Origin of the sequence: Micromonospora sp. WMMA1976 (assembly GCF_027497335.1) — a bacterium.
In the GTDB taxonomy this organism is placed as follows: Bacteria; Actinomycetota; Actinomycetes; order Mycobacteriales; family Micromonosporaceae; genus Micromonospora; species Micromonospora aurantiaca.
Window position 1 is genome coordinate 3,482,918 of record NZ_CP114912.1, and the last position, 20,002, is coordinate 3,502,919.

The 20,002-nt window shown below is 74.7% G+C and carries 22 protein-coding genes; 16 read left to right on the forward strand and 6 right to left on the reverse strand.

Going from position 1 to position 20,002, the window contains the following annotated elements; genetic code table 11:
- Positions 1-62 precede the first annotated feature (62 nt).
- From O7546_RS16190 to O7546_RS16265, 16 genes are all read left to right on the forward strand, one after another.
- The gene (locus O7546_RS16190) at positions 63-527 is read left to right on the forward strand and encodes a nitroreductase family deazaflavin-dependent oxidoreductase (RefSeq protein WP_281599211.1); all 465 of its coding nucleotides are present in this window, start codon (positions 63-65) and stop codon (positions 525-527) included.
- Positions 528-672: 145 nt separating this feature from the next.
- On the forward strand, positions 673-1,500 hold the full coding sequence (locus tag O7546_RS16195) for a DUF3153 domain-containing protein (protein ID WP_281599213.1): 828 nt from the start codon (positions 673-675) through the stop codon (positions 1,498-1,500).
- 138 nt (positions 1,501-1,638) lie between these two features.
- Positions 1,639-1,983 carry a hypothetical protein gene (locus tag O7546_RS16200; protein WP_194799225.1) on the forward strand — a complete coding sequence of 115 codons (345 nt, stop codon included), beginning with the start codon at positions 1,639-1,641 and terminating at the stop codon, positions 1,981-1,983.
- A 13-nt stretch (positions 1,984-1,996) separates the two neighbouring features.
- The gene (locus tag O7546_RS16205) at positions 1,997-2,605 is read left to right on the forward strand and encodes a glycine zipper family protein (protein ID WP_194799224.1); all 609 of its coding nucleotides are present in this window, start codon (positions 1,997-1,999) and stop codon (positions 2,603-2,605) included.
- A complete protein-coding gene (locus O7546_RS16210; protein WP_194799223.1) occupies positions 2,602-3,282 on the forward strand; it encodes a carboxypeptidase-like regulatory domain-containing protein in 681 nt (226 codons plus the stop codon). Before O7546_RS16205 ends, O7546_RS16210 begins: the two co-directional genes overlap by 4 nt.
- Positions 3,283-3,298: 16 nt before the next feature.
- Positions 3,299-4,546: a phage tail sheath subtilisin-like domain-containing protein gene (locus O7546_RS16215; protein ID WP_281599216.1), complete on the forward strand. Its 1,248-nt coding sequence runs from the start codon at positions 3,299-3,301 to the stop codon at positions 4,544-4,546.
- Position 4,547: 1 nt separating this feature from the next.
- Entirely contained in the window at positions 4,548-5,030 is a 483-nt protein-coding gene (locus O7546_RS16220; RefSeq protein WP_281599218.1) for a phage tail protein, read from the forward strand.
- Positions 5,031-6,446: 1,416 nt separating this feature from the next.
- A complete protein-coding gene (locus tag O7546_RS16225) occupies positions 6,447-7,205 on the forward strand; it encodes a hypothetical protein (protein ID WP_269697126.1) in 759 nt (252 codons plus the stop codon).
- A gap of 49 nt (positions 7,206-7,254) precedes the next feature.
- A complete protein-coding gene (locus tag O7546_RS16230) occupies positions 7,255-8,826 on the forward strand; it encodes a phage baseplate assembly protein V (protein WP_281599221.1) in 1,572 nt (523 codons plus the stop codon).
- A complete protein-coding gene (locus O7546_RS16235) occupies positions 8,826-9,164 on the forward strand; it encodes a hypothetical protein (RefSeq protein ID WP_194799219.1) in 339 nt (112 codons plus the stop codon). Before O7546_RS16230 ends, O7546_RS16235 begins: the two co-directional genes overlap by 1 nt.
- Positions 9,161-9,601 carry a GPW/gp25 family protein gene (locus tag O7546_RS16240; protein ID WP_281599223.1) on the forward strand — a complete coding sequence of 147 codons (441 nt, stop codon included), beginning with the start codon at positions 9,161-9,163 and terminating at the stop codon, positions 9,599-9,601. The genes O7546_RS16235 and O7546_RS16240 overlap by 4 nt, the downstream gene beginning before the upstream one ends.
- Positions 9,598-12,219 carry a putative baseplate assembly protein gene (locus tag O7546_RS16245; RefSeq protein WP_281599225.1) on the forward strand — a complete coding sequence of 874 codons (2,622 nt, stop codon included), beginning with the start codon at positions 9,598-9,600 and terminating at the stop codon, positions 12,217-12,219. Before O7546_RS16240 ends, O7546_RS16245 begins: the two co-directional genes overlap by 4 nt.
- On the forward strand, positions 12,200-12,901 hold the full coding sequence (locus tag O7546_RS16250; RefSeq protein WP_269697131.1) for a phage tail protein: 702 nt from the start codon (positions 12,200-12,202) through the stop codon (positions 12,899-12,901). Before O7546_RS16245 ends, O7546_RS16250 begins: the two co-directional genes overlap by 20 nt.
- Positions 12,898-13,818, forward strand: a complete 921-nt coding sequence (locus tag O7546_RS16255) for a hypothetical protein (protein ID WP_269697132.1) — start codon at positions 12,898-12,900, stop codon at positions 13,816-13,818. Before O7546_RS16250 ends, O7546_RS16255 begins: the two co-directional genes overlap by 4 nt.
- Positions 13,815-14,291 (forward strand): hypothetical protein, encoded by a 477-nt coding sequence (locus tag O7546_RS16260; RefSeq protein ID WP_269697133.1) that lies wholly within the window; start codon positions 13,815-13,817, stop codon positions 14,289-14,291. The genes O7546_RS16255 and O7546_RS16260 overlap by 4 nt, the downstream gene beginning before the upstream one ends.
- An 18-nt stretch (positions 14,292-14,309) precedes the next feature.
- Positions 14,310-15,074, forward strand: a complete 765-nt coding sequence (locus O7546_RS16265; protein WP_194799213.1) for a hypothetical protein — start codon at positions 14,310-14,312, stop codon at positions 15,072-15,074.
- Here O7546_RS16265 and O7546_RS16270 read toward each other — a convergent pair.
- The 6 genes from O7546_RS16270 to O7546_RS16295 are packed head-to-tail and all read right to left on the reverse strand — an operon-like array spanning position 15,067 to position 19,996.
- Entirely contained in the window at positions 15,067-15,681 is a 615-nt protein-coding gene (locus tag O7546_RS16270) for a bifunctional 4-hydroxy-2-oxoglutarate aldolase/2-dehydro-3-deoxy-phosphogluconate aldolase (protein WP_194799212.1), read from the reverse strand. The two genes, O7546_RS16265 and O7546_RS16270, sit on opposite strands and share 8 nt — an antisense overlap.
- Positions 15,678-16,673 (reverse strand): sugar kinase, encoded by a 996-nt coding sequence (locus O7546_RS16275; RefSeq protein WP_194799211.1) that lies wholly within the window; start codon positions 16,671-16,673, stop codon positions 15,678-15,680. Before O7546_RS16275 ends, O7546_RS16270 begins: the two co-directional genes overlap by 4 nt.
- On the reverse strand, positions 16,670-17,512 hold the full coding sequence (locus tag O7546_RS16280) for a PmoA family protein (RefSeq protein ID WP_269697134.1): 843 nt from the start codon (positions 17,510-17,512) through the stop codon (positions 16,670-16,672). Before O7546_RS16280 ends, O7546_RS16275 begins: the two co-directional genes overlap by 4 nt.
- On the reverse strand, positions 17,509-18,153 hold the full coding sequence (locus O7546_RS16285; protein WP_194799209.1) for a hypothetical protein: 645 nt from the start codon (positions 18,151-18,153) through the stop codon (positions 17,509-17,511). The genes O7546_RS16280 and O7546_RS16285 overlap by 4 nt, the downstream gene beginning before the upstream one ends.
- Positions 18,150-19,019: a carbohydrate ABC transporter permease gene (locus tag O7546_RS16290; RefSeq protein ID WP_194799208.1), complete on the reverse strand. Its 870-nt coding sequence runs from the start codon at positions 19,017-19,019 to the stop codon at positions 18,150-18,152. The genes O7546_RS16285 and O7546_RS16290 overlap by 4 nt, the downstream gene beginning before the upstream one ends.
- The gene (locus O7546_RS16295) at positions 19,016-19,996 is read right to left on the reverse strand and encodes a sugar ABC transporter permease (RefSeq protein WP_194799207.1); all 981 of its coding nucleotides are present in this window, start codon (positions 19,994-19,996) and stop codon (positions 19,016-19,018) included. Before O7546_RS16295 ends, O7546_RS16290 begins: the two co-directional genes overlap by 4 nt.
- Positions 19,997-20,002: the final 6 nt, after the last annotated feature.

A 20,002-nucleotide genomic window follows, 5' to 3' on the forward strand; every position in this document is an offset into this window, starting at 1 on the left:
GGTCGGCCCTGGCCGCCGCCGGGCGGACGTCCGTCAATGGGTACGGGAGAAGGAGAGGTCCGATGGGCGGGGTCATGACGTGGATGTACCGGGGCGGCCGGCCGAACCGGCTGGCCCGGATGATGAACGCGCTGTCGGCCTGGCAGTACGGCGCCGGCCTCGCCCCGCGGCACTGGGTGACGATGGAGGTGCCGGGCCGCCGGACCGGCCGGACCGTCTCGGTGCCGATAGTGGTCGCCGACCTCGACGGCGAGCGGTACGTGGTGTCGATGCTGGGCGCGGGTGCCAACTGGGTGGCGAACGTGCGTGCCGCGGACGGGCGGGTGGTGCTGCGGCGCCGCCGCCGCGAGCCGGTGCGGCTGGTCGAGGTGCCGGTGGCGCAGCGGCCGGCGATCCTGCGGCGGCACCTGGCGCTGGCCCCCGGTGCCCGGGCGCATGTGCCGGTGGACCGGCACGCTCCGCTCGCCGAGTTCGCCCGCGTCGCCGCGGACATCCCGGTGTTCCGGGTCGTGGCGGGCACCGGATGAGAACATCCGGACACAACATTCCAGAATATCGAGCGCGACGGTTTCCCGGGGTCGGCCGAATGGGAGAGACGGCCGGTAAGATCGGCGACACGAAGGCGGCTGATCGCTGACTGTCGCGCCCGCCGCGGGCGCTCACACTTGCCGCATGAATACGAGACTCCGCCGCAGCCGGGCATTCGGCCTCGCGGTGTGTCTCGCCCTCGTGGCGATAATGAGCGGCTGCATGCAGCTCAATCTCGGGCTGACCGTGAACGACGACGACACCGTCTCCGGCCAGCTCCTGCTCACCGCACCGAAGTCCGTGCTCAAGCAGCGGAACCCGGATCCGGCGGTGGCGTTCGCCGAACTCCGGCCGAACATTCCCTCACTTCCGCCCGGGGCGGAGACCCGGTACGAGGACGCCACCTCGTACGGCATTCAGATCACGTACCGGAAAACGCCACTGGCACAATTCACGAGCGAAAGTGTGAATCTCGCCCGGGACGAGGATCTCATTCGCTTCTCGCTCCCGCTGGACCCGAAGAAATACGGCGGCAAGTTCGGGCAGCAGGATCCGCGCCAGCAACAGGCGTTCATGACCTTGATGGCGTTCGAGATCTCGGTGACGTTCCCCGGCCGGGTGCTCGACACCAACGGCACGGTCACCGGACGCTCGGTCAGCTGGAAGGTGATCGCCAACCAGCCCAAGCCGGCCGAGTTGCGCGCCGTCGCCCAGGCGCCCCCGCCGCCCGCCACCAGCCCGGCCGCCGTGGTGACCGGGAGCGGTTCCTTCCCCTGGGTGCCGGTCGTCGGCGGCGTGGTCGTCCTGCTGCTGGCCGTCGCCGCGGTGGTCGTGCTCCTGCTGCGCCGCCGGGGCTCCCGCGGCGGCCCGGACGCGACGGCGACCGCCGGCCCGGGTGCACCCGCCGGCCCCGCGCCTGCCGCCACCACGGGCCCGGCCGCACCGGTACCACCCGGCGGTCCGCCGGTCTGAGACCCACCGACCACCGACGGCGCCCGCGCCGGCGGCCCACCAGCACACCGGGCGGAACCCGGGTCCAGTGAATCCGGTCGCCGCCGCACCACTCCACCCCGACCGCACCACCGCACCATCGAAAAGAGGGGGATCGCCGTGAACGATCTCTTCACCTGGGCCGCCCTGGGCAGCCTCACCGGCGCCAGCGCCGCCACCCTGCTCGCCACGAACGTCATCGGCGGGCTGATCGGACCGAGCGGCGACAAGGCGCGCAAGTGGATCGCGCTGGGCTTCGCGCTCCTGCTGTCCTACCTGACCGCCGCGTTCGCCACCGACGCCGGCCCGGAGAAGTGGATCATCGCGTTCTTCAACGGTCTGGTGATCTTCTCCGCCGCGCTCGGCATCAACCAGCTCCCCCCTGGCAACCGGCAGCCCACGCAGGCGTCGCCGAGCCAGCTCGCCCAGGGGCGCGAGCCCCGCTACGTCCGCTCCTGGGTCTGAGAGAGGTGACCCCATGATCTTCGGCATCCTCAGCGCCGCCGTCCAGGTCGTCTTCGGCGCCCTGCTCGGGCAACTCGCCGCCGGCACCGTCGGGCTGCTGGTCGGCGCGGTCGTCGGACTGCTCCTCGGCGCGCCCTTCGGCTGGGCGTCCGCCTCCGCCGGGACGTACGGCGCCGACCCGAAGGGGATCTTCCTCTTCGTCGTCGACCACACCTGGAGCCTGCTCAACACGTTCGCCGGGGCGCTCTTCCTGGCCCTGCACCTGGTCTTCGGCCACCAGCTCGACCGGATCGTCTCGGCCGGCAGCGGCCGGGTCAACGTCGTCGAGGGCGTCTCCCCCCGGTACGCCACCACCATCGGCACCGTCTGCGCCGGGTCCAGCCCGGGCATCCAGCGGCACGAGGACGTGCACGTGTTCCAGGCCCGGCTGCTCGGCCCGTTCTACCTGCCGCTGGTGGCGCTCAACTACGTGCTGTTCACCGTCGCTCCGGTGTGGCTGCTCTGGCACGACCACACCAACGCGCCGATCAACCGGTTCACCCGCTACTTCGAGATCGGCGTCTACCCGCACGTGTGGAACGAGGCCATCGCGTACCGCATCCAGGGGACGCCACCGCGATGACCGGCGCGATCGAGGCGGCCGTCGCGGACGTCGCGAGCTGGCTGGCCGGGGCCGCGGGTGAACCCGTACCGGTCGGTCCGCCGCGCGACGACCCCGGCGGCGGTCTCACGGTCTGGCCGCTGGAACTGCGACCGGCCCGGCAGACCGCGACCGGCGGCGCGACCCGCGAGCCGTACCGGTTCGTGGTCCGCCTGCTTGTGGCGGGTGGCGGGCCGGCGGCGCTGGCGGCGCTGGACCGGGTGCTCGCCGCCGCCACCACGGCGGGCCGGCCCGAGCTGGTGCTGGCCGCCGGCGACCCGGCGTTGTGGCGGGCGCTCGGCGTGGCGCCCCGGCCCGCGCTGCTGCTGGACGCGCCGGCCCGGGTGGAGCGGCCGGTCCCGGTCGCGCCGCCGGTACGGCAGCCGCTGCGGTTGCGGCAGCTCGGCATGCGCACGCTGCACGGACGGGTGGTCGGGCCGCAGGACCAGCCGCTCGCCGCCGTCCGGGTGGAACTGGTGGGCGCCGCCCAGGCCACCGAGACCGACGCCGCCGGCCGGTTCCGGCTGGCCGGCGTGCCGCACGACCCCGACGCCCCGGACGCCCCGGTGCGGATCCGGCTGGTCGGCGCGGGACGCGTCCACACCGCCGAACTCGATCCGGACGGCGACGGGCTGATCGTCGTCCGCGCGCCCGACTGACGTCCGAGGAGGACCGATGCCCACCTACTTCTCCCCCGGCATCTACGTCGAGGAGGTGCCCAGCGGGGCCCGCCCGATCGGGCCGGTCGGCATGAGCACCGCCGCGTTCGTCGGGGTCGCACCCGACCGCGGCGCCCACGTCGGCGAGGCGCTGGCGGTGAACAGCTGGACCGAGTTCCTGCGGCTGTACGCCGACGGCGAGCACCTGGAGAGCACCCCGCTGGCCCGCGCCGTGTTCGGCTTCCTGGACAACGGCGGCACCCGCTGCTGGGTCGTCAACGTCGGCGAGGGCGGCCGGCTCACCGGCACCGGCGGGCGGCGCGGCGGCCTGGAACTGCTGGAGGCGATCGACGAGATCTCCATCCTGGCTGCGCCCGGCTACCACGATCCGGTCTCGCACGAGGCCCTGATCAGCATGGCCGAGCGGCTGCGCACCATGGTGGCGATCTGCGACCCGCCGCCGGAGGTCACCGACGTCTCGCGACTCACCCGCGTCGCCACGCCGGGCCGGCCGCCCAAGCCCGCGTCGTCCGGGTCGTCCGACAAACCCGCCGAGGGTACGCCGGGCGACGCCGACGACGAACCGCCCGGCGCCGGCGGCGACCGGCCCCGGCAGTCGGACTTCGCCACCTTCTACTTCCCGTGGATCCGGGTCCGCGACCCGCTCAGCGGCGACCTCGTGCTCACCCCGCCGAGCGGGCACGTCGCCGGCATCTGGGCCCGCACCGACGCGCTGCGCGGCGTGCACAAGGCGCCCGCCAACGAGCCGGTACGCGGCGCCGTCGACCTCGCGTACCGGGTGACCCGGCCGGAGCACGACGTGCTCAACCCCAAGGGCGTCAACGTGATCCGGTTCTTCGCCGGGGAGGGCATCCGGCTGTGGGGCGCCCGTACGCTCGCCGCCGAGGCAAGCGAGTGGCGCTACCTGAACGTGCGGCGGCTGTCCATCTCCATCGAGCAGGCCATCGCGGGCGGCACCCGGTGGATGGTGTTCGAGCCGAACGACTTCACGCTGTGGCGCTCGATCCGCCGCGACATCGGCGCGTTCCTCACCCGGGTGTGGCGCGACGGCGCGCTGCTCGGCCGTACGCCCGAGGAGGCGTTCTTCGTCAAGTGCGACGAGGAGACCAACCCGGCCGACGTCCGCGACGCCGGAATGGTGGTGGCGCACATCGGCATCGCCGTGGTCAAGCCCGCGGAGTTCGTGGTGTTCAAGCTGAGCCAGTGGGCCGGCGGCACCGAGACCGAGACGATCGGAGGCTGACATGCCCACCACTGCGACGCCGCAGCCGGGCGCACCCGTCGACCCGTACCGGGCGTACCACTTCAAGCTGCTCATCAACGGCATCACCAATGGGCACTTCACCGAGGTCAGCGGCTTCGAGGTGGCGATTCCGGCGCTGTCGTACCGGGAGGCGGGCAACGAGCGCATCCGGGCCGTGCCGGGCCAGGTCGAGTACGCCCCGGTCACCCTCCACTTCGGCCTGACCAGCTCGCGGGAGCTGTGGGACTGGGTGAACGCGGCGGCGAAGGGCACCGTCAACCGGCGCAACGTGTCGGTGGTGCTGCTCGACCCGGCCGGCACCGCCGAGGTGCTGCGCTGGAACATGATCAACGCGTGGCCGACCCGGTGGCGGGGCGCGCATCTGAACACCCTGTCGCAGGAGATCGCCATCGAGGCGCTGACCCTGGCGTACGAGAGCCTGGAGCTGGAGGCCGGCGGTGCCGCCGCCCCGGCGACCGCGTGACCGGCTGGCCCGCGTCCTGCGGGCCACCGCGGATCGCCTGTCCGGACCGGCCCCGGCCGAGGACGCGCCATCCTCCCCCGGACAGCCGCCCGAGCACTGGCGGCTGCTGGTGGCGGCGCACGCCCCCGGCCTGCTGCGCGACCTTCCGCCCTCCGCTCCTCCCCCGCGCTCCGACGATCGGCGCCAGAGGAGCCGGTGGCGCTGGATGGCACGTTTGATCAACGGACTCGCCGCTTTCCGCAACAGCCCGCCGAGATCTTGGTACGAAAGGGCCCCTATGGGGGCCGCTTCCTACCAAGATCTTCCGGAGGTCCTGGGAGGCGGGACGGGGATCTCGGGAAGCGGGAACTCGGGGCCGGGGCACGGTGCGCGGTCGCCGGGAGCGACGAGTGCCGTGTGGGAAGTGAGCGGGGCGACGCCTTCCACGCCGACGCCGGGCGCCCGGTCCCGCTCGGACGGGGCCTCGCGGTCGTGGGACAACGGGGCGTCTGCGGGTGAACCCGCGAACCGGTTCGTGACGGAGCAAATCGGCGTGGCCGGGGCACCGGAGAGGACGAGAGCGGCGCGTATGTCGGACCGGACCGGATCACCGAACGCCGTCGGTCCGACCGGTACCACAAGCACCACGGAAGCCATCGGTGGCGCGTCCCCGGCACGATGGCCGGCGGTGACTCGCGCCCTCAGGCCGGCCCTCACCGGCACGAGGAGCGCGAGCAGCGACGGCACCGAGAGCACCCGCACCGGTCGGTCCACCGACCCGGGCGTGCCCGCTGGCACCGCCGGGCCCGTACACCCCGCCGGCAGCCGGGACACGATCGGATCGCCGGGTCGCGTGAGATCCGGCGAATCGGACCGGCCGTCACCGTCCGAGCGGAGGCCCGACCCCGATCGGGTGGACCCGCTCCGGAACCTCCCACAGGTCGACCGGGGCCGGCCGACGCGCAGGGACGACATCGCCGGAGCGGACGTGCCGTCCGATCGAGGGGACATGCCGCCGCTCGCCTTCGCGGCTGCGCCATCGTCGTTGCCGCGCGGGCCGGCCGCACGCACCAAGGGCGGTCGAACCGGATCAGCGAACGGTCGCGACGGGACAAGGGACGGATCCGTCGCCCAGTACCCGGGGCGCGCCGCCGCTTTGCCGTACCCGGGCGGACGCGACCCGGCGTCCGGCGGCGAGTCCGGGGAGAGGCAGGGGCGGTGGCCCGCGCGTCCCACGTACAGCGGCCCGTGGCCGACCCTGCCGGACGGTTCCGACCCGATCCGCGCGACGGGTCAGGTGGCGACCGGGATGGCCGAGGGCGGCGGGACGCAGGCGGACCCGTGGCCGATGCTCCCGGCCGAACCGGCGTGGCTACCGGCACGGACGACGCCTTGGAGCGACACGGCCCGGCTGGACCGGGAACAGGCGGGTGACTGATGGAACGCGTCGCCTTCCTCGTGGACGAGTCCGGCACCCGGGTCGACTGCCTGCTCAACCCGGAGACCGTGCAGGTGACCCGGCTGGCCGGGGTACGCCCGCGCGGCGGACCGGACGGATCGCTCACCGGTGCCGGGCTGGCCGACGACCCCCTCGTCTTCACCGGCGGCGGGCGTACCGAACTGGTCCTGGACCTGCTCTTCGACGTCGACTTCGTGGAGTCGCCGGCCCGGCCGGAGGACGTACGCGCGCTGACCCGGCCGCTGTGGATGCTCGCGGAGAACTCGGCGGTCGAGCACGGCTGGCTGCGCCCGCCGCTGGTCCGCCTGGTGTGGGGCAAGACCTGGAACGTCCCCGGCGTGATCACCGCGATCGCGGAACGCTTCGACGCGTTCACCCTCACCGGTACGCCCCGGCGGTCCTGGCTGCGGTTGAAGCTGGTCCGCGTCGCGGAGGGCGCGGAGGCGGCGCGCGCCGGATTCGAGGAGGAGCTGGCCGCCGCGAGCACACCCGCTGTCGCGCCCGGGTCGGCGGTGGTCGCCGCCGCCGACGGCGCGGCCGAGCCGGGCTGGTCCGGAGTGCGCTTCGACCTGCTCGCCCACGACGCGCTGGGTTCGCCGCTGCGGTGGCGGCTGCTCGCCGAGCACAACCGGATCACCGACCCGCTCACCGTGCCCGCCGGCACCGCGCTCGCCGTCCCGCCGGTCGGCGCCGCCACCGTCGCGCCGGACGCCGTCACCACGGGAGGCACGCCGTGACCCGCCACGCGACCAGTCCGGCGCGGCGAGCGGCCGCCGGGGGCAGGCCGTGAGCCGGGCCGCCCTGGTCACAGTCGACGGTCGGCCGCTGGCCGACCCGGCCCGGCTGCGCGGCATCCGCGTCGCCGCCCGGCTGGACCGGCCCGCGCAGTGCGAGCTGACGCTCACCGCCGCCCCCGGTGCGGGCCCGCTCGACCCGCCGGTACGCCCCGGCGCCGCCCTCGACGTGCGCCTCGACGGGCAGGCGGAGGCGCTGTTCACCGGCGAGGTGACGGCAGTCGAGCGGGAGTACGCCGGTGACGGCGCCGCGCTGACCCGGATCCGGGCGTACGACCCGCTGCACCGGCTGCGCAAGCGGCAGGAGCTGCGGGTGTTCGAGTCGGTGACGGCCGCCGAGCTGGCCGCCGACCTGTGCGCCGGGCTGGGGTTGAGTGTGGATGCCGAGGACGACGGGCCGCGCCTGGACCGGCTGCTCCAGCACCGGCACACCGACCTGGACCTGCTGTGCGAGGTGGCCGGGCGGGCCGGGCTGCACCTGGGCGTCGACGGTGACCGGTTGCGGCTGTTCACGCTGGACGGGTACGGGGAGCCGCTGCCGTTGACGCTCGGCGAGACGGTGCACGCGTTGCGGGTCACCGAGAACCTGGACCGGGCGGGCGCGGAGTGCGCCGTGCTCGGCTGGCATCCGCAACGCGCGGAGCCGCTGGGCCAGCGGGCGGGCGAGGCGCGCAGCGGGCGGCGCATCCCGCTGCGCCCGGACCCGGGCGACGTGGGCGCGGACGGTGTGCGTACCGCCGTGGACCAGCCCGGCCGCAGCGACGACGAGCTGGCCGCGCTGGCCCAGGCCGGGCTGGACGCCCGGGTAGCGGCGCTGGTCACCGCCGAGGGCACCGCGGAGGGCGACCCGGCGCTGCGGCCGGGCCGGCGGATCGCCCTGGCCGGCGTCCCGGAGCCGGTGGCCGGGGTGTACGTGCTCACCGAGGTGGTGCACACGGTGGACGCGGACGGGCACCTGAGCCGGTTCTCCACGGCGCCGCCCGGCCCGCCGCCGTCGGCCGCGCCCCTGGCGGCCACTGTCACGCTCGGCACCGTCACCGACATCGACGACCCGGACGGGCTGGGGCGGGCCCGGGTGACGCTCCCGGCGTACGGCGATCTGGACGCCGGCTGGCTCGCGGTGCTCTGCCCGGGCGCGGGCCGGGGCAAGGGCATCGTCGCGCTGCCCGACCCGGACGACACCGTGCTGGTGGCGCTGCCCGGCGGCGAGCCGGCCTCGGGCGTGGTGCTCGGCTCGCTGTTCGGCGCGGTCGAGCCGTACGACGCGGGGATCGTCTCCGGACGCTCACGCCGCTGGTCGATGCGGACCGGCACCGGGCAGTCCATCGTGATCGACGACGACGGGCGGACGCTGCGCCTGGCCACCGACGCGGGCAGCTTCGTCGAGCTGCGTCCCGAGCTGACCACCGTGCACGCCGCCGGTGACCTGGTGCTCTCCGCGCCCGGCCGGGCCGTCGTGGTGCGCGGCCGCACCGTCGACTTCCTGCACGCCCCGGCGGCCGAGGACGCCGAGACCGCCGCCGCGCAGGCCCGTACGCTCGCCCGTTCCGCCGGAGGTGGCTGATGCGCTGGATCCACCGCGACTCGCTGATCACCTGCGGACACGACGGGCGGGTGACCAACCGCCCGTCCCAGCACTGGGTGACGGTCCAGGCCGTGCCGGTGCTGGTACGACCCGACCCGGAGGGACGTGACATCACCGCCTGCCCGAACTACGGCCCGACGATCAAACCGTGCCTGCACACGCTGACCGTGACTGTGGGTTACAGCACGTGGGTGCGGGTGGACCGGCAGCCGGTGGTGCTGTCGCACCTGGACGGCCTGACCGACGGCACCCCGCCGGGCACCGTGCACCACCAGGTCCGCGACGTGCGGCAGGGTTTCCTGGGTGCGGACGCATGAGGGCCTTCCGCTTCGTCGGCGCCGGCTTCGACGCCGGCCGCGCCGGTGGTCTCGCGCTCACCGCCGCAGGCTCGCTCGCCATGACCGACGGCGACGAGACGGTACGCCAGGCGCTGTACCTGCTGCTGTCCACCACACCCGGGGAACGGCTGATGCGCCCCGGGTACGGGTCGCGGCTGCACCGGCTCGTCTTCGCGCCGAACGACGACACCACCGCCGGGTTGGCGATCCACTACGTGCGGCAGGCGATCCGGCGCTGGGAGCCGCGGGTCGAGGTGCTCGACGTGGACGCCGGTCCCGACCCGGACGACAGGTGGCGCCTGGTGATCCGGCTGGACTACCGGGTGCGGGCCAGCCTCTCTCCCGGCCACCTGGTGTTCTCCGTGGACCTGCTGCCCGCCGACGAGGAGACCGGAGACGAGGAGGGCACGCCATGACGCTGCCGGTGCCGCACCTGGACGACCGCGCCTTCCTCGACCTGGTCACCGAGGCGCGGGAACGCATCGCCCGGTCCTGCCCGGACTGGACCGACCTGTCCGCGCACGACCCCGGCATGGCGCTGGTGGAGGCGTTCGCCTACCTGACCGAGGTGATGATCTACCGGCTGAACCAGTTGCCGGAGAAGGCGTACGTCGCGTTCCTGAACCTGCTCGGCGTCACCCGGCACCCACCGGCGGCGGCCTGGGCGGACGTGCGCCTGACCCGTACCGGCCCGGACCGCGGCCCGGTGCGGGTGCCGGCCGGCACCCGCGTCGCCGCGGCCCGCGGCGCGGACCCCCGGCCGGTCGTCTTCGTGACCACCGAACCGGCGGTGCTGCCCGCCGGGGAGACCACGACGACGGTACGTGTGCACCACTGCGAGCCGGTCGAGGCGGAGCTGCTGGGCACCGGCACCGGGCAGCCCGGTCAGGTGTTGCGGGCCGCCCGCGCGCCGTTGACCCGTACCACCGAGGCGCTGGACCTGCTGCTCGGAGTGGAGGTGCCGGCGGGCTCGGTGGAGCTGGGCGCCGCCGCCCGCGAGCACGAGGGGCGCACGTACGAGATCTGGCGGCCGGTGGACAGCTTCGCCGGTGTCGGGGCGCAGGCGAAGGTCTACCTGGTCGACCGGGCCTCCGGGGTGGTCACGTTCGCCCCGGCGCTGGACCTGCGCCCGGACGTGAGCGCCCCGGCCGTCGAGGGGGCGGCCGGGGCGACCACGGTGGCGGCGGTGCCGCCGGCCGGGCGGCAGGTACGGCTCTGGTACCGCTGCGGCGGCGGACCGGCCGGCAACGTGGCGGCGGGCGTGCTGACCAGCCTGCGTGATCCGCTGCCGGGGGTGAAGGTCGACAACCCGGAGCCGGCCACCGGCGGCCGGGACCTGGAGTCGCTGGAGTCGGTGCTGGCGCGCGGGCCGTACGAGTTCTTCGCCCAGCAGCGCGCGGTGACCGCCCGGGACTTCGAGATCCTCGCCACCGGCTCCGGCGCGGTGGCGCGGGCGCGAGCGTTCACCAGGGCCTCCGTCTACAGCTTCGCCCGGCCCGGCGAGGTCGAGGTGGTGCTGGTGCCGTACGTGCCGGAGGCGGCCCGCCCCGGCGGGCGGCTGCCGGTGGCGGTGCTGCGTGAGCACGAGGTGGAGGAGGCCCGCCGCCGGGTCGAGGCCGACCTGGAGCGGCGCCGCGCCCTGGGTACGGCGGTGCGCGCGGGCTGGGCCCGGTACAAGGCGGTGTCCATCCAGGCGCGGGTGGTGGTGCGCCGCGAGGAGGACGTGGACGCGGTGCGCCGCCGCATCCACGACCGGCTGCACCAGACGCTCAGCCCGCTGCCCACGCCGCTGAACCCGGCCGGCTGGGCGTTCGGCGAGCCGCTACGCGCCTCCAACGTGTACCGGATGCTGGAGCACGCCGAGCCGGGCGTGCGCTACGTCGAGTCGGTGCGGTTCGTGGTCGACGAGGCGCCCGACGCGCAGGTGCGCACCGTGGCGGTGGACCAGTACCAGGCCGACACCTGGTACGCCGGCGGCGGCCCGGTGCTGTTCCGCTCCACCAACGCGGGGGCGGGCTGGGAACCGGCCGGCCGGTTCGACGACGAGACGGTGGTGCGGGTGGTCCCCGCGCCCGCCCCGGTACGCCCCGGCGTGGTCCCCCGGGCCGGTTCGGTGGCGGTGGTGACCACCCGCGACGCCGGTGGCTCCCGGGTCCGGCTGAGCACCGACCTGGGCGAGACGTGGACGCTGCTGACCGACCTCGACTCCGGCGTCCGCGACCTGGCCTGGATCGACCGGGACGGCACCGGTGCGCTGCTGCTGGCCACCGACACCGGCCTGTACGAGGTGCCGCTGCTACCAGGCGCGGTGCCGCTGCAGATCCTTGTCGACCCGGCCGACGCCGACCGGGGCTTCTACGCGGTCCGCGCGTTCGTCTCCGAGCGCGGCGCACCAGGGGTGGCGGTGGCCGCGCAGGCCGGATTCGGGGTCTACCTGTCCACCGCTGCCGGACGGCCCGGCACGTTCGCCCACGTCGGCCTCGCCAACGTGGACAACCGGGTCCTCGCCGTGCAGTACGACGGCCCGGCCACGCTGCTGTGGTGCGGAGCGGGCGAACCGGACCCGAAGAAACCCGGCCAGGGCTGCCACCGCACCCGGCTGTTCGAGTCGGACGTGAAGTGGCAGTCGATGGCGTCCGGCTGGATCGGCGGCACCTGCCGGGACCTGACGTTCAGCGGCCCGCTCGCGCTGGCCGCGACGCAGAGCGGCGGCGTGGTCCGGCTCGACACGCTCGCCGGGCAGCCGCAGTGGTCGCCCGTCATGGTCAACTGCGGCCTGCCGCTGCGGGACCGGACCCGGTTCGTCCCGGTCGACGCCATCGCCGCCACCGCGCCCACCGGCACCTCCGGCACCGGGCGGCTGGTGCTGGCCGGCGGCGAGCGCGGCGTGTTCCGCAGCGGCGACGGCGAGGACTGGACGCCCAGCGCCAACCAGGCCACCGCCGACGTGGTCACCGTCCCCGGCACCTGGCTGCTCTGCTCCGGCGAGCACGACATCGAGGTGGTGCGGCAGGATGCGCCGAGCGGCGATTGAGCGGCTGCTGCCGGCCGCGTACCAGCGGGCCGCCGGCCCGGGCAGCGTGCTGGGCGCGCTGCTGGACGTGATGGAGGCGCTGCACGCCCCGGACGAGGCCGTGCTCGCCGACGTCGACGCGCTGTTCGGGCCGTACCGGACGCCGGACGGGTTCGTGGCGTACCTGACCCGCTGGGTGGCGATGGACCACGTCGTCGCCGCGCCCCGCGCCGACGCGCCGCTGCCGTTGCCGGTGGGCCGGCTGCGGGACCTGGTGGCGCACGGCGCGCTGCTGGCCCGGTGGCGCGGCACCCCGTACGGGATGCGGACCGCGCTGGAGCTGGCCACCGGCGTGACCGGCTTCGTGCTGGACGAGCCGCCGGAGCGGCCGTTCCACCTGGTGGTGCGGGTGCCGCCGGCCGCCGCCGACCGGCTGGCACTGGTCACCCGCATCGTCGAGGCGGAGAAACCGGCGGCGGTCACCGTCGAGGTCGTCGCCGCCCCGGCCGACCGGCCCTCCGACCCGACGCCGGCCGAGCCAGGCCCGTCCGGCACAGGGCCGTCCGAAGCGTCGCCGTCCGACCCGGTGCCGCCCGAGCCGGACGCCCCCGAGCCCGCCGCCGGGGTCGCGACGGTACGCGCGGTCGGCCGGGCGCACGTACCCGCACCCCCGCCCCACGATCCGCCCGAGGAGCCGTCATGACCACCGAATGGACAGTCGTCGCCGCCGCCGAACAGTTCACAGTGGACGCCCGCAACAGCGGTGAGCTGACGTTCACCGTGTCGAACCCGGGTACCGCGCCGGACACCGTCGTCTTCGACGTCGCGCCCGGCGAGGGCAGCCAGCGGGCCTGGTTCACCGTGGCCGAGCCGCAGCGGGTGGTGCCCGGGCAGGGCTCGGTGTCGTTCCTGGTACGCCTCGCCGTGCCGCCCGGCACGCCGCCCCGGCGCTACGACATGACCGGGTTCGCGTACTCGGCCAACACCGCACCGGAGGAGAGTTCCCGCTCCAGCGGCCGGGTCACGTACGACGTGCGGGCCGTCGTACCTCCGAAGCGCGCGCCGTGGCCGTGGATCGCCGCCGCCGCGGCGCTGGTGCTGGTCGTGGGCGGGGTGGTGGCCTGGCTGGTGACCCGCGGCCCGGACACCCCGGCCCCGCCGCGCGCGGACGCGGTGACGGTGGAGGCGGAGACACTCGTCTCCGGTGCCGCGGTGCAGTCCACCACCGGCGCGAAGGCGGAGGTGGTGGCGCAGGAGAACTGCTGCGACGTGGTGTGGTCCGGCGACGCGCAGCTGTTCTTCCTGGGCCGGGGCGTGGGCGACCGGGTGACGGTGCAGGTGGACGTGCCGTCCGACGGCACCTGGCGGTTCTCCACAGTGCGCACCACCTCGTTCGACTACGCGAACACGATCTGGCTGGTCGACGGCCGGCAGGTCGGCGACACGTTCTTCGGGTTCAGCCCGACGGTGGTCCGCACCGACGAGGTGGACGTGGGCACGGTGGAGCTGACCCGCGGGCCGCACAAGCTGACGCTCGTGGCGGTGAGCAAGACCCAGGGCACCGACAGGTACTTCGCCGGGGTGGACGAGATCCGCTTCACGCCCGTCGTCCGGCCATGAGTACGAAGCAGAAGGTGCTGCTGGTGGCGGTGGCCGTGCTGCTGGTGGCGCTGTACGTGGTGGCGGTGGCCGGGCGCTCCGGCGACAGGGGCGACCCGGCGGCCGGGCCGGGCGCGCTGGCCCGGCTGGGACGCGGATCCGGGACCGTGGACCCGGCGACGGTGGCCGTGACCTGCCTGCCGCCGGCCGCCCAGCCGGCCACCACCGCCGACGGGGTGACGCTCGCCTTCGGCACCGTGTGCCGGCTGCGGGTGGCCGACCCGGGCGCGCTGCGCACGCTCGTGCTGCGCGGGGCGACGCCGTTCGAGGTGACAGCCCGCGCACCCGGCGACGCGGACGTCACGGTCACCGACGAGGTCGCCCCGGACGCGGACGGCCCGGCGGTGGCGAAGGTTGCTGTGGACCGGGAGACCGAGGTGCTCCTGCGGTGTCCGGGAGGTGGCGGATGTTCGGTCACGCTGGCCCGGTCCTGACCGGGACGGAGACGCGGCATGGGTGAGTTGCGCAAGCCGTTCCTGCTGCTGGCCCTGCTCGCGGTGGCGCTCGTGGTCGGCGTGGAGCTGGGCGCGGCGGCCCTGACCGGCGGTGGCGACGCGAGCGGCGCGCTGCGGGACAACGCCGGCCGGCTCGGCGTCGAGCTGGGCGACGTCGGCGCGGTGTCCGAGCCGTCCGGCCGGGGCATCGGCTACCTGGCGCTGATCGACGTGGTGGCGCTCTGGACGACCGGACTGTTCTGCCTGAGCCTGGTGCTGCCGGACCGGATGCAGGGCCGGGTGCAGGGCGTGGCCACGCTCGTCTTCTCGATCGTGCTGCTGCTGGTGTCGCTGGTCCTGCTGATCGTCGCGTTCGTCGAGCTGACGGTGATGGTCTCGCTGTTCCTGGCCCCGCCGTTCGGCACGCTGGCGTACCTCGCGGTGTGGGGGTTCTTCCCGGTCGACGACGCGGCGGTGCTGCTCGGGCTGACGCTGCTGCTCAAACTGGTCTGGGTCGCGCTGCTGCTCGCCGCCCAGCCCCGGTTCCTGCGCAACAAGGGCCTCGTCGCGCTGGCGCTGACCACGCTGCTGTGCACAGTGGTGCTGCAGTTCCTGCACGGCCTGGTGCCGGTGATCCTGGTCAGCATCCTGGACGACGTTGGCGCCGTGGTGTTCGCCGTGGTGGCGCTGATCTGGGCGCTGGTGCTGCTGATCGGGTCGATCCCGGCGATCGTGAAGGCGATCCGGACCACCGCCACCACGTCCGGCCGTACCGTCACCTGACCGCGCCGCCGGCGGCGAGCGTGGCCAGGCGTGGCAGCTGCTCGGGGTCGGTGAGTGCCGACCCGACGGCCACCACGCGCGCCCCGGCGGCGAGGAAGTCACCCGCGTTGCCGGCGTCGACGCCGCCGGTGGCCACGAAGCGGGCCTCCGGCAGCGGCCCGGCCACCGCCCGGAACCAGGCCGGGCCGAGGCTGACCGCCGGGAACGCCTTGAGCCACACCAGGCCGTGGTCGAGGGCGCGCTGCGCCTCGGTCGGCGTGGCCACACCGGGCAGATGCGGCACGCCGAGACCGGCCGCCGCGTCGGCCACCGCCAGGTCCAGGCCGGGCGCCACTGTGAACGCCGCCCCGGCGGCCACCGCGTCGTGCACCTGCGCCGGGGTACGCACAGTACCCGCGCCCACGATCCGGTCCCGCCGCCGCCCGGCCGTCACGGCGGCGCGCAGCGCCGGCACCGCGTCCGGGGTACGGATGGGCACCTCCACCACGGCGATACCGAGATCCCAGGCCAGCTCCGCCAGCCGGACCGTCTCGTCGGCGGGCAGGTCGCGCAGGATCACCATCACCCGCGCGTCGCCGAACAGGGCCTCGAAGTCGTGCCCGCTCATCTGTCGCTCCCTCCCCTGACCGGCGCTCGCGCATCCTCGGGCCACGCCTCGTCCGGCAGCGCCAGTGCCCGCGCGATCGTCTCCGCGTCCGGTGGCGGCGCGGTGTCGCCCGGCACGGCCAGCACCGGCGCGGCGGTCAGGTGCCCCAGCCGCAGGCAGGCTCGCAGGTCGAGGTCGCGCAGCAGCCCGGAGAGGAACCCGGCGGCGAACGCGTCACCCGCGCCGACCGGCTCCACCACGTCCACCGGCAGCGCCGGCACGACCACCGCCGGCCCGGTACGCGGCAGCGCCGTCGCGCCGACCGGCCCGTCCTTCACCACCACCAGTTCCGGGCCCGGCAGCAGCGCACGGACGGCGGCCGGATCGCCCGCCGACCAGAGCACTGCCGCCTCGTCCCGCCCGACCAGCACCACGTCGGCGCGGTCGGCCAGGTCACGCAGGACCGGTCCGGCCCGGTCGGCGGGCCAGAGCGCCGGGCGGTGGTTCACGTCGAAGCTGACCCGGGCGCCGGGCAGCGCGCGCCCGTCCAGCGCTGACACGAGCAGGTCACGGCAGGTGCCGGAGAGCGCGGCGGTGATCCCGGACAGGTGCAGCAGGCGTGCCCCGGCCAGCCCGGGACACGCGAGGTCGGCGGTGCCGAGGCGGCTCGCGGCCGACCCGGCGCGGTGGTAGTGCACGCGGGTGCCGTCCGGCCCCGGATCCTTCAGGTAGAGCCCCGTCGGCGCGTCCGGATCCACTGTGACCAGGCTGACGTCCACGCCCGCGGCGGCGACATCGGCCACCACCCGCCGCCCGAACGGGTCGTCGCCGACCCGGCTGACCCACGCCGCGCGGTGCCCGAGCCGGGCCAGCCCGGCCGCCACGTTTGACTCCGCGCCGCCCACGCCCACCCTGAGCCGCGCCACGCGCTCCAGCGACCCGCCGTCGTCAGGGGCGAGAACCACCATCGTCTCGCCCACGCACACCACCTCCGGCCCGCCCGTCGGGCTCATGGCGTCACTCCCAGGCGGGCCGACACGTCGGCCGGGTCGAGGTCGCCGTCGGCGACGAGCACGCGGTGCCGGTTGTGCCGCAGCTGCCCGGCCGCGACCACCGCCGGGGCGTCGAACGCGTACGCGACGCAGACGCCCGGGTACATGGCGGTGCGTACGAACCACCTGTCACCAGGCCCCAGACCGGTGAACACCAGCGTGTACGCGCCCCCACCGGGAGCGGTGGCCGACAACGCCAGCCAGGGCGCGGCCGAGCCGTTCACGTCGCCCTCACCGATGGCGTCGGCGGTGCGGACGCGCGGTTCGTCGTCGGCCACGGCACGCCAGAAGAAGCCGCCGTAACCGGCGCCGCCCGGGCGGCCGTTCGTGGCCGGGCTGCCCAGGTGCACGTCGGCGCCGGTGGCGGAGGTGAGCGTGGCGGACAGGTCCAGCCACCACGCGTCCTCCCCGGCCGGCGCGGCGGTGATCCGCCGGTGCTCGCGCAGCAGCACCCGGCCGTGCCGGTCCCGCCACTCCAGATCGTGGTCGAGCCGGTCGGCGGCCCGCTCCCGCCAGCCGGTGTGCGCGATGACGCCGTGGTCGTCGCGCCAGGTGTAGCCGGTGCCGCGCACGTACGTCCGGCCGCCCCACAGGTTGACGCCGTCCACGTCCTGCACCGCAAGTGACGCCCCGAGGTGCCAGACGTGGTCGGCCGGGAGCGCGTCGGTGACCGGGGTGCCGGCCCGGGTGCGCACCGGATGCAGGTACGGCCGAGGGCCGTGGCGGGGATCCAGGTCCGGCCGGACCAGGTACCGGGCCACCTCGACGCCGCCCACTACCAGCCGGGGTTCGGCGGTCACGACGGCTCCGGGGCGGGGACCGGGCGGCGGGCGTCGAGCGCGTGCAGCGCCGCGAGGGTGTACCCGCCGAGGATCGGTACCGCGACCGGCGTGACCAGCACACCCAGCACCACGGCGAGCGCGCAGACGCCGGAGGCGGCGGCCCACACGCCGGGGCGCTGCGGGCAGGTGCGGGACACCTCACGGGCGGCCGTCCGCCAGCCCCGGCCGCCGGTGCGCCCGACGGCGACGGCGACCAGGCCCGCGTACCCGAGCAGGACCGCCACCACGACGGCGGTGAGCGCGAGCGCGGGCCCGCCGCCTGGTACCCGGCCGGTGGTGAGCGCGGACAGGTCGGCGGCGAGCAGCGCGGCGGCGGCCAGGGCGACGGCGCTCACCGCCAGCCCGGCGGGCAACGCGCGGCCGAACCGGGTCAGGCTGGTCCGCGCGTCGGGCCAGGCGCCGGTGACCGACCTGTCGTGCAGCGCGGCACTGGCGGTGGCGACCGCCGGGGCGAGCGTGAGCACCGGCAGCGCGGCGAGGGCCACGGCGAAGCCGAGCAGCGCCAGGTCGGTCGCCTCGCGCAGCGTGTCCCGCCAGTCGGCACGGGCCGGCGCGGGGTGGGCGGATACGGCGTCGGTGGGTACAGGCACGGCGGTCATCCCTTCAGCCCGCTGGTGTTGATGCCCTCGACGAGCATCCGCTGGAAGGCGAGGAAGAACAGGAACACCGGCAGCAGCGACAGCACCGACATGGCGAACATCGGGCCGACGGCGCTCTGGCTGGTCGAGTCGATGAACAGGGTCAGCGCCACCGGGACCGTGTAGTCCTCCAGGCTGGACAGGAACACCAGTTGGCGGAAGAAGTCGTTCCAGGTCCAGATGAACGAGAAGATCGCCGTGGTGACCAGGGCCGGGCGGCTCAGCGGCAGGATGACGTGCCGGAACACGCCGTACGGGGACGCGCCGTCGATGGTGGCCGCCTCGTCCAGTTCGCGCGGGATGCCGCGCATGAACTGCACCATGAGGAAGACGAAGAACGCCTCGGTGGCCAGGAACTGCGGCACCAGCAGCGGCAGGTACGGCCAGTCGCCGCCGACCAGGCCGAGGCTGCGGAACAGGATGTACTGCGGCACGATCAGCACGTGCCCTGGTAGCAGCAGCGTCCCGATCATCACGGTGAACCACAGCTTGCGCAGCCGGAACCGCAGCCGGCCCAGCGCGTACGCGGCGAGCAGGCAGGACAGCGCGTTGCCGACGACGGTGAGTGCGCTGACCACTGCGCTGTTGAGGAAGAACCGGCCGAAGCTGATGTCGAAGTTGGTCCAGCCGTCGAGGTAGTTGCCGGGGGTGAACTCCTCCGGCAGCAGGCCGACGTTGTTGACGATCTCGGCCTGCGACTTGACCGACGTGCCGAGCATCCAGAACAGCGGGTAGAGCACCACCGCGACGATCACCACGAGCACGACGAGCCGCAGGACGTTCCGGCCGCTGCCCGGCCGGCGGCGAGCGACAGTGAGCGCGGTCATGAGTCGTCTCCGTCCGAGTAGTGCACCCAGAACCGGCCGGTGCTGAAGAAGACGGCGGTGACCACGCCGATCGCCACCAGGAACACCCACGCCATCGCCGACGCGTAGCCCATCTCCAGGTCGGTGAAGCCGGAGATGTAGAGCTTCAGCGTGTACATCAGGGTGGAGTCGACAGGGCCGCCGGTGCCGTTGCTGAGCACGAACGCGGCGGTGAAGCCCTGGAAGCCGTTGATGGTCTCCAGCACCAGGTTGAAGAAGATCACCGGGGAGAGCATGGGCAGGGTTACCGCGCGGAAGCGCCGCCACGCCCCGGCGCCGTCCACGGCCGCCGCCTCGTACAGCTCGGTGGGCACCTGCTTGAGCCCGGCCAGGAAGATCACCATCGGCGCGCCGAACTGCCAGATCGCCAGCACCATCAGCGTCTCCAGCGCCCAGTCCGGGTCGCTGACCCAGGGCAGCCCCTCGACGCCGAACAGGGCGAGGAACGAGTTGAACGCGCCGTCCCGGTTGAACATGTTTACCCAGACGATGGCCAGCGCGACGCTGCCGCCGAGCAGCGACGGCAGGTAGAACAGGCTGCGGAACAGCCCGACGCCGCGCCAGGCCCGGTTGAGCAGCAGCGCCACGCCGAGGGCGGCGGCCAGCTTCAGCGGTACGGCGACCAGCGCGAACGTCAGCGTGACCCGCACCGCGTGCCAGTACGACGGGTCGGCGGTGAACATCCGCTCGTAGTTGGCCAGCCCCACCCACCGCACCTCGGACAGCGGGGTGAGGATGTCGTAGTCGGTGAAGCTCAGCCAGAGCGACAGCAGCATCGGGATCGCCGTGACGCCCATCAGTCCGATGAGCCAGGGCGAGAGGAAGACGTACCCCGCCAGGCCCTCGCCGAGCCGGGCCCGGCCGGCCCGACGCCGCGTGGGGCGAGGGCCGGCCGGTCCGGTGCGCGGGGTCCGGCCGGGCGCCGTGGTGAGAGCCACGGGACC